The 7,529-nt window shown below is 57.3% G+C and carries 6 protein-coding genes; 1 reads left to right on the top strand and 5 read right to left on the bottom strand.

The genetic code is table 11. The features are described from left to right. Nucleotides 1-628 precede the first annotated feature (628 nt). The 3 genes from QMX98_RS30090 to QMX98_RS30080 form a co-directional block, all read right to left on the bottom strand. Nucleotides 629-1,528, bottom strand: coding sequence for a hydroxymethylglutaryl-CoA lyase (locus QMX98_RS30090; RefSeq protein WP_172790595.1), 900 nt, complete (start codon nt 1,526-1,528; stop codon nt 629-631). Nucleotides 1,529-1,676: 148 nt separating this feature from the next. Continuing rightward, entirely contained in the window at nt 1,677-2,078 is a 402-nt protein-coding gene (locus QMX98_RS30085; protein ID WP_010458788.1) for a MerR family DNA-binding transcriptional regulator, read from the bottom strand. 206 nt (nt 2,079-2,284) lie between these two features. Continuing rightward, on the bottom strand, nt 2,285-3,214 hold the full coding sequence (locus tag QMX98_RS30080; protein ID WP_008148497.1) for a LysR family transcriptional regulator: 930 nt from the start codon (nt 3,212-3,214) through the stop codon (nt 2,285-2,287). Between the two features lie 153 nt (nt 3,215-3,367). Between QMX98_RS30080 and QMX98_RS30075 the strand changes: the two genes are divergently transcribed. Next, nucleotides 3,368-4,597 (top strand): acyl-CoA dehydrogenase, encoded by a 1,230-nt coding sequence (locus tag QMX98_RS30075; RefSeq protein WP_077749762.1) that lies wholly within the window; start codon nt 3,368-3,370, stop codon nt 4,595-4,597. A 70-nt stretch (nt 4,598-4,667) separates the two neighbouring features. Here the strand turns inward: QMX98_RS30075 and QMX98_RS30070 are convergent, their stop codons facing one another. Continuing rightward, nucleotides 4,668-5,891 carry a delta-60 repeat domain-containing protein gene (locus QMX98_RS30070; protein WP_282411843.1) on the bottom strand — a complete coding sequence of 408 codons (1,224 nt, stop codon included), beginning with the start codon at nt 5,889-5,891 and terminating at the stop codon, nt 4,668-4,670. A 140-nt stretch (nt 5,892-6,031) separates the two neighbouring features. After that, the gene (locus QMX98_RS30065) at nt 6,032-7,372 is read right to left on the bottom strand and encodes a phosphate ABC transporter substrate-binding/OmpA family protein (protein WP_282411842.1); all 1,341 of its coding nucleotides are present in this window, start codon (nt 7,370-7,372) and stop codon (nt 6,032-6,034) included. Nucleotides 7,373-7,529: the final 157 nt, after the last annotated feature.

Below are 7,529 nucleotides of genomic sequence, written 5' to 3'. Positions count from 1 at the left end.
TGTTAAAAAAACCCGCAAAACAGCCCCCGTTGGGGCCCCCCGCGGGGGGGCCCCCACAAGGGAGGTGGTGAAAACCTGGATTGCAGAAAGCACAAAGGGGAGCCGAGGCTCCCCTTTAATTTTCGTCGCACGTGCTCTTTTTTTATTATTGAGGGGCGGTCTGTTGTTGTTTTTAGTGACCGTGACCCTTTACCGCTGTTTTTGTCGATCCCCATCCGGGATCAAGAGCAAACGTATTTTTTTGAGCGCTGATCTACTTTTTCGCTGAGCGATCCAACCAGTTCGGGAGCTACCTGAAGGTAGTTTTATTGTTCTCTGCCCGGTTGCGGGTTACTCCGAAAAGCACCCTGAAAAGCATATCCTCTCCAAAAAAATCTGTTAGCTGCGTCTCTGCCGTGTTGTTTTTGTTATGTCAGAGTCGTTACGTCTTATTTTTATTGGGTTTGCCGCTTTTTTTGTTCTTGTTATGCAGTAGAGATAGCAGAAGCCGTGCCAACTTTAAAAAATCCTTACAAATCAACTATTTAACTTTTTGTGAGATTTTTCCTTCGGGTGAAACCAGACAATTTGTTTCCGTGTTACTCGCTTGTGTCCCACGTTTCAGGCACAGCGGTAACACCCGCACGCCTCACTGTGCGCTGCGAGCCTTGGCCACGCGCGAACCGGTCGGTCGCCCCAGCACGGAGCAAATCTGCTGGCCGGCCAAAATCAGAGCGTCCAGATCAATGCCGGTCTCAATACCGAGGCCGTTGAGCAGGTAAACCACATCTTCGGTGGCGACGTTACCGCTGGCGCCCTTGGCGTAAGGGCAGCCGCCGAGGCCGGCGATGGAGCTGTCGAACACCGCGATACCTTCCAGCAGGCTGGCATAGATGTTGGCCATGGCCTGGCCATAAGTGTCGTGGAAGTGCCCGGCCAGTTTTTCACGCGGCACTTGGGCCGAAACCACCTCGAACATCTTGCGGGTCGCGCCGGCGGTGCCGGTGCCGATGGTGTCACCCAGGGAGACTTCATAGCAGCCCATCGCGTAAAGCTCGCGGGCGACGTGGGCGACTTGTTCGGGAGCGACGTTACCTTCGTAAGGACAGCCCAGCACGCAGGACACGTAACCACGCACGCTGACGCCGTGTTGCCTGGCCGCATCCATGATCGGCACGAAGCGCGCCAGGCTTTCGCTGATCGAGCAATTGATGTTGCGTTGCGAAAACGCTTCGGAGGCCGCGGCGAACACCGCGACTTCCTTGACCCCGGCCGCGATTGCATCCTCAAACCCGCGCAGGTTGGGGGCGAGTGCGCCATAGGTCACACCCGGTTTGCGCTGGATTTGCGCAAAGACGTCGGCGGAGCCGGCCATTTGCGGCACCCACTTGGGTGAAACGAAACTGCCGACTTCGATATAGCCAAGGCCCGCAGCGGTCAGCGCGTCGACCAGTTGCACCTTGTCCGCAACGCTGATGGGTTGGGCTTCGTTCTGCAGGCCATCACGGGGACCGACTTCGACCAAACGTACATGAGAGGGTAGGGACATGGGAATCGACCTGCTGTAATTGTCTGAATGTTCAGCGAATCCCGTAGGAGCGAAGCTTGCTCGCGAACGCGGTATGTCATTCAACGTTGGTGTCGACTGATGTGACGCTTTCGCGAGCAAGCTTCGCTCCTACAAGTATCCGGAATGTTTATTGAGCGGGTTGCTGGCTCTTGATCGTCTGCTCCAGCGCCTGGGTGCAGCGCTCCTGCGCGGTGTCCAGTTCCAGTTTCATTTGCTCGATATCGAGCATCTGCTGCTCCAGCTGTTCGCGGCGCTCGGCGATCTTGCTCAGCATGGTTTGCAGCTGTTTCTGGTTGCCGCCGGTGGGGTCGTAAAGTTCGATCAGCTCGCGGCATTCAGCCAAGGAAAAGCCAATGCGCTTGCCCCGCAGGATCAGCTTCAGACTGACCTTGTCACGGGGCGTATACACGCGTTCCTGGCCACGGCGCTCAGGGCTGAGCAGGCCTTGCTCTTCATAAAAGCGAATGGCCCGCGTGGTGATGTCGAGCTCGCGGGCGAGGTCTGAAATGCTATAGGTCTGGCTGCTCATGGAAGCGCTCGAAGAAGGTCATGGCGCTAAGCTAATGGCAGGTTGACGTTTACGTCAAGGGGCGTGAATTGCTGGCGTCCTTGCTGGCCTCTTCGCGAGCAGGCTCGCTCCCACATTGGATCTGCAAGGAACACAACATCTGTGTGTGCAGAGATCCCTGTGGGAGCGAGGCTTGCCCGCGAAGAACGATGACGCGGTCCGAAGCCTTACACCTTATCGAGCTTCTTCTCATGCGCCGTCACTTGCTGGCACAACTCGATCATCTGTTCGCGCATCCAGCGGTTGGCCGGGTCCTGGTCAGTGCTTTCGTGCCAGTAGAGGTGCGTTTCCACCGGCGGCACGTCGTTGACCGGCAGGTTCACCGAATACAGGTCATGACGACGGGCGAAGCGCTCCGGCACGGTCATGACCATGTCGGTCTGCTGCAACACCTGGGACGCCATCAGATAATGCTGGGAGCGCAGGGCAATCTTGCGCTGGATGCCCATTTTCCCCAGGGCCAGGTCGACGTGACCCAGACCGCTGCGGCGGCTGGAGATATGAATGTGCGTCAGCGACAGATAATCATCGAGGGTGAATTTCTCCTTGCCCGCCAGCGGATGGCCCTTGCGCATGGCGCAGACGTAGCGGTCTTCCATCAACTTGACGTGACGCACCTGCGGGTCAGTGTTGAGTGGCGCATCCACGGCGAAATCGAGACGCCCGGCCGCCAGTTCCTTGGTGGTCTCGCGGCGCTTGGACAGAAAACTTTCGATGATCACCGTCGGCGCCAGGCGGCGCAGGCGCTGGAACAGCGGTGGCAGAATCACCGCTTCGGTCAGGTCGGTCATGCTGATGCGATACGTCTTGACCGCTTGCAGCGGGTTGAAAATCCGGCTTTCCTGCACCGACACCCGCAGCAGGGAGAGCGCGTTACGCACCGGTCCGATGATGTTTTGCGCCATCGGCGTCGGCACCATGCCTTGCGCCGTGCGCACGAACAATGGGTCGTTGAAGGTCTCGCGCAGGCGGGCCAGAGCGTTCGAGACGGCTGGCTGAGTAATGCCGACAATCTGCCCGGCTCGGGTCAAATTGGCTTCGGTGTAGATCGCGTCGAAGACGATGAAAAGGTTGAGGTCGACCTTGCTCAGATTCATTGCGCTGCACTCTTATTGTTGGTTCTCAATCAGCCGATCATATATCGGTGATGAATGTTAATACACGCCGAGAATAGGCTAGGTAAATTATCAACGCTGTTCTAGCATCGATGCATGACCTAAAACAACCTCTGCCCAAGAAGGTAATTGCTCATGGATTTCGCTTATTCGCCCAAGGTTCAGGAACTGCGTGAGCGCGTGACCGCGTTCATGGACACTTACGTTTATCCCGCCGAAGCCGTGTTCGAGCGCCAGGTCGCCGAAGGCGATCGCTGGCAGCCGACCGCGATCATGGAAGAGCTCAAACTCAAGGCCAAGGCCGAAGGGTTGTGGAATCTGTTTCTGCCTGAGTCCGAACTCGGTGCCGGCCTGACCAACCTCGAATACGCGCCATTGGCGGAAATCATGGGCCGCTCGCTGCTCGGTCCTGAGCCCTTCAACTGCTCCGCACCGGACACCGGCAACATGGAAGTGCTGGTGCGTTACGCCAACGAAGAACAGAAACAACGCTGGCTCGAACCGCTGCTGCGCGGCGAGATCCGCTCCGCGTTCGCCATGACCGAACCGGACGTCGCTTCGTCCGACGCCACCAACATGGCTGCCCGCGCTGTGCGTGACGGCGACGAGTGGGTGATCAACGGTAAAAAGTGGTGGACCTCAGGCGCCTGCGACCCGCGCTGCAAGATTCTGATCTTCATGGGCCTGAGCAATCCTGACGCGCCACGCCACGCCCAGCACTCGATGATTCTGGTGCCGGTGGATGCCCCGGGTGTGAAGATCGTTCGTCCGTTGCCGGTGTTCGGCTACGACGACGCGCCTCACGGCCACGCCGAAGTGCTGTTTGAAAACGTTCGCGTGCCGTATGAAAACGTCCTGCTGGGCGAGGGACGCGGCTTCGAAATCGCCCAGGGTCGCCTTGGCCCTGGCCGGATTCACCACTGCATGCGCTCGATCGGCATGGCCGAGCGTGCGCTGGAGTTGATGTGCAAACGTGCAGTGAGCCGCACCGCGTTCGGTAAACCGTTGGCACGCCTGGGCGGCAACATCGACAAGATCGCCGACTCGCGGATGGAAATCGACATGGCACGCCTGCTGACATTGAAAGCGGCGTACATGATGGACACCGTCGGTAACAAGGTGGCGAAGAGCGAGATCGCGCAGATCAAAGTCGTCGCGCCGAACGTGGCCCTGCGGGTGATCGATCGGGCCATCCAGATGCATGGCGGGGCAGGGGTTTCCAACGATTTCCCGCTGGCCTATATGTATGCGATGCAACGCACCCTGCGCCTGGCCGATGGCCCGGACGAAGTGCACCGCGCGGCAATCGGCAAGTTCGAGATCGGCAAGTACGTGCCGAAAGAGATGATGCGTAGCGGGCACTGACGAAGCCTTGGAACGCCAGCAGATTTGGTTTGACTGCTGGCGTCCAAGCTGCGGTCATCGAGAAGTTGTGTCAGCCCTGAACTCCGCAGACTACAGACATTCGCGCATTTTCCCTTATGCCTGCAACGATGATTCTCCCACCGTTCTGGATGGCTACAGAATATGGGATTCCTGGCACGGATGATTTGATCCAGCCAGCGTTACCAAAGCCAGTGTCAAAAGTACCGTCAGACAACAATCGTCCCCAAAACATTGATGAAGGGAACCCGGGCGTCCAGCCTGCCACGACGATTTTTTTGTCGCTGGGCTGAATCGACAGTGCTCTCCAGCTCGCGTTTTGATGACCTAGCGCCGTAAGTACTTCATGACCTCCGTTAAATGTTGGGTCGGGCTTGCCGTTTGCGTCAAATCGCATCACCAGGGCATCGGAATGCCCCGTCATACCCACGCAAAGCAATTTACCGTCATCCTGAACGATCAACTCACCCAACTCGTGTCGGCCATCTACTGGGCCCAACCACACGTAACCATCGTCGCCAAAACTCTTGTCGAGCGCTCCATCAATGTCAAACCGCGCCAACACAATTCGGGAGACGGAAGCGCTCACCGTGACGTAATTACCCCCAACAACGATCTTGCTGTCTGGTTGCACAACCACGTTAATCATTCGACTAAGGTGCTCGCCGAAGCTGACCTCGACTTTCCCTTGCTCGCCAAATTCGAGATCAGTCCCATCACTTCCATCGCCCAGGCCATCCTTTTTCAGTCGTGTCAGTTGACCCAAATTGCCGATACCCATTGCATCCGTCTTTTGGGTCAGGATGAGGATTTTGCCGTCGTGCTGCAGGCATCCCTCAGTCGAATCGTAATTTGAGGAAAACGCAGGAGAGGGCAACTGTATGGTGCCGAAAACAAGATCAGGGCTCCCACTATCATTCAGTCGTAAGACTGCCTGTGCTCCTGGTTTTCCTTGCTCAGTAAGAATATCGCCGATGACCAGAATCTTGCGCTCTTGAAGTATCAGTCGGCAGGGTTTGGATCTTCTGCCACTCTCAAATTGTCCTGTCACAATACCGTCGGTACCAAATGTAGTATCTCGATCGCCGTCGACGTGGTTCCTATGGATTTGAAATTCTCCGCCGTTCTCGATGGCGTAAGTCAGCATTCCGTTGTCCGATGAGACAATCGAATGAGCAATGGCGTTTGCAGGGCCAGTCACCGTGCCTAGAAAGCCGAAGGTTTCATCCCGGTCGCCAGATTTGAGTGGTGTTGGAGTTTGCGGGTCGGTTGGCATGTCATTATTCCTTTCAGGTGATAGACCCTCAACAGGGGGGTCACCATTCAGCAATAACTTTCGATAAAAAAAACCTGTAGGAAATGTCAGTGTTAGTGTCTTTTCAGGCCAATTTAGTGATGAGGAAAAGCCTGCCCGCTTCAGTAAACCCAAACCTCAACCCGCCGATTCTTGATCCGCCCCTCATCCGCGCTATTCGCCGCCACCGGCATTTCGGCGCCAAAGCCGCGAATCTCGCGAAACACCACGCCGCTTTTCACCAGTTCCCGCCGCACCGCCATGGCCCGCAGTTTCGATAACAGATCGGCACGCGCCGGATCGCTCTTGGCATCACCAAATCCCACCAGCGTCACCTGGCGATTGGTTTTATCGTGCTGCTTTATATAGTCGAGCACCCGCGACAAGTCTTGTCGGGCCTTGTTGTCCAGCGTCGCGCTGCCTTCCTCGAAACGGAAATTCACCGACAGCCGCTGGGCGTGGCGACTTAGCGCCTGATATCCCTCGGGCATCAGTGCATTCGGCGTAACCGTCATGGCCTGGACGGTCTGCGCGATAAAACCATTGGCTGCGACGATTTCCTGCCCTTTGCTGCTTTGCGCGAACGCCACCAGCGCTCGTGCCCAAGGATTTTTCCCGGTGGGCGGCAGGTAAAAGAACAGTCGCCGGGACAGCGGATAGTCTTCCGTGGCAATAAGGTTGTTGAGCGGCAGCATGGCCTGGGATTGGCCATCGGCAATCGCCACGGCTTTGGCCTGGCGCACGTAGGGCAAACCGATAAAACCGATGCCTTGCCGATCCAGACTGACGGCGTCGGACAATTGCTCGCTGGATTCGAAGCGTTTCGCGGCGCTGTTGAGCGTTTTCCCGCGGCGGCTGAGGACCAATTCCTTGAAGGTGTCGTAGGTGCCCGATTGGTCATCCCGCGCATACAGGTGAATTGTCCCGCCGCTGCCACCGAGCTCTTCCCAGGTTTTTGCCTCACCGCTGAAAATTCGCGCCAATTGGTCGGTGCTGAGCTGGTTTAGCGGATTTTGCGGATGGAGGATGATCGCCAGCCCATCGATGGCGATGACTTGTTCGGCACCGGGGCTTTTGAAGTCGCCCAGGGTTTTGAGCTCGACTCGTTCGCTGTCCTTGATCGGGCGTGACGAGGCGGCGAGGTCGGCGGATGCGGTTTTGAGGGCGCTGAACCCGGTGCTGGAACCATGAGCCGCGACGTCCACTATCACCCGTCGTCCCTGAATCGTTTCGCCGACGATACGTTGTTCGTTGGCTTTGTCCGGGACTTCACTGCGGACCTTGAGCAAGCCTTGTTCGCGCATCAGTCCTTCGACCAGCGCCGGCCCCAACGCGGCGCCGATGGTGTTGGAACCCTGGATGCGCAGGACGGGGCTGTTTTCGGGCGTCGGCAGATCGCCCGCTGAGGCGGTGAAGGGCAAACAGGCACACAGCATCAACAGGAACGATCTGCGCAGCGTCATGCCGGCACCTTGTTTGGCCAAAGGAAGTGCCGGGAGAATAAGTCAGTGAGATTTCTAAAAGATGACAGTCACTAGACGTGGGAGCGAGCCTGCTCGCGATGAGGGCTTAACAGTCAACACTTGTATTGAATGTAAGTCCGCTATCGCGAGCAGGCTC

Origin of the sequence: Pseudomonas sp. PS02303 (assembly GCF_029959925.1) — a bacterium.
GTDB classification, from domain to species: domain Bacteria; phylum Pseudomonadota; class Gammaproteobacteria; order Pseudomonadales; family Pseudomonadaceae; genus Aquipseudomonas; species Aquipseudomonas mandelii.
Note: the sequence above shows the minus strand (reverse complement) of the source record. Positions and strands in the feature narration are given on the sequence as shown.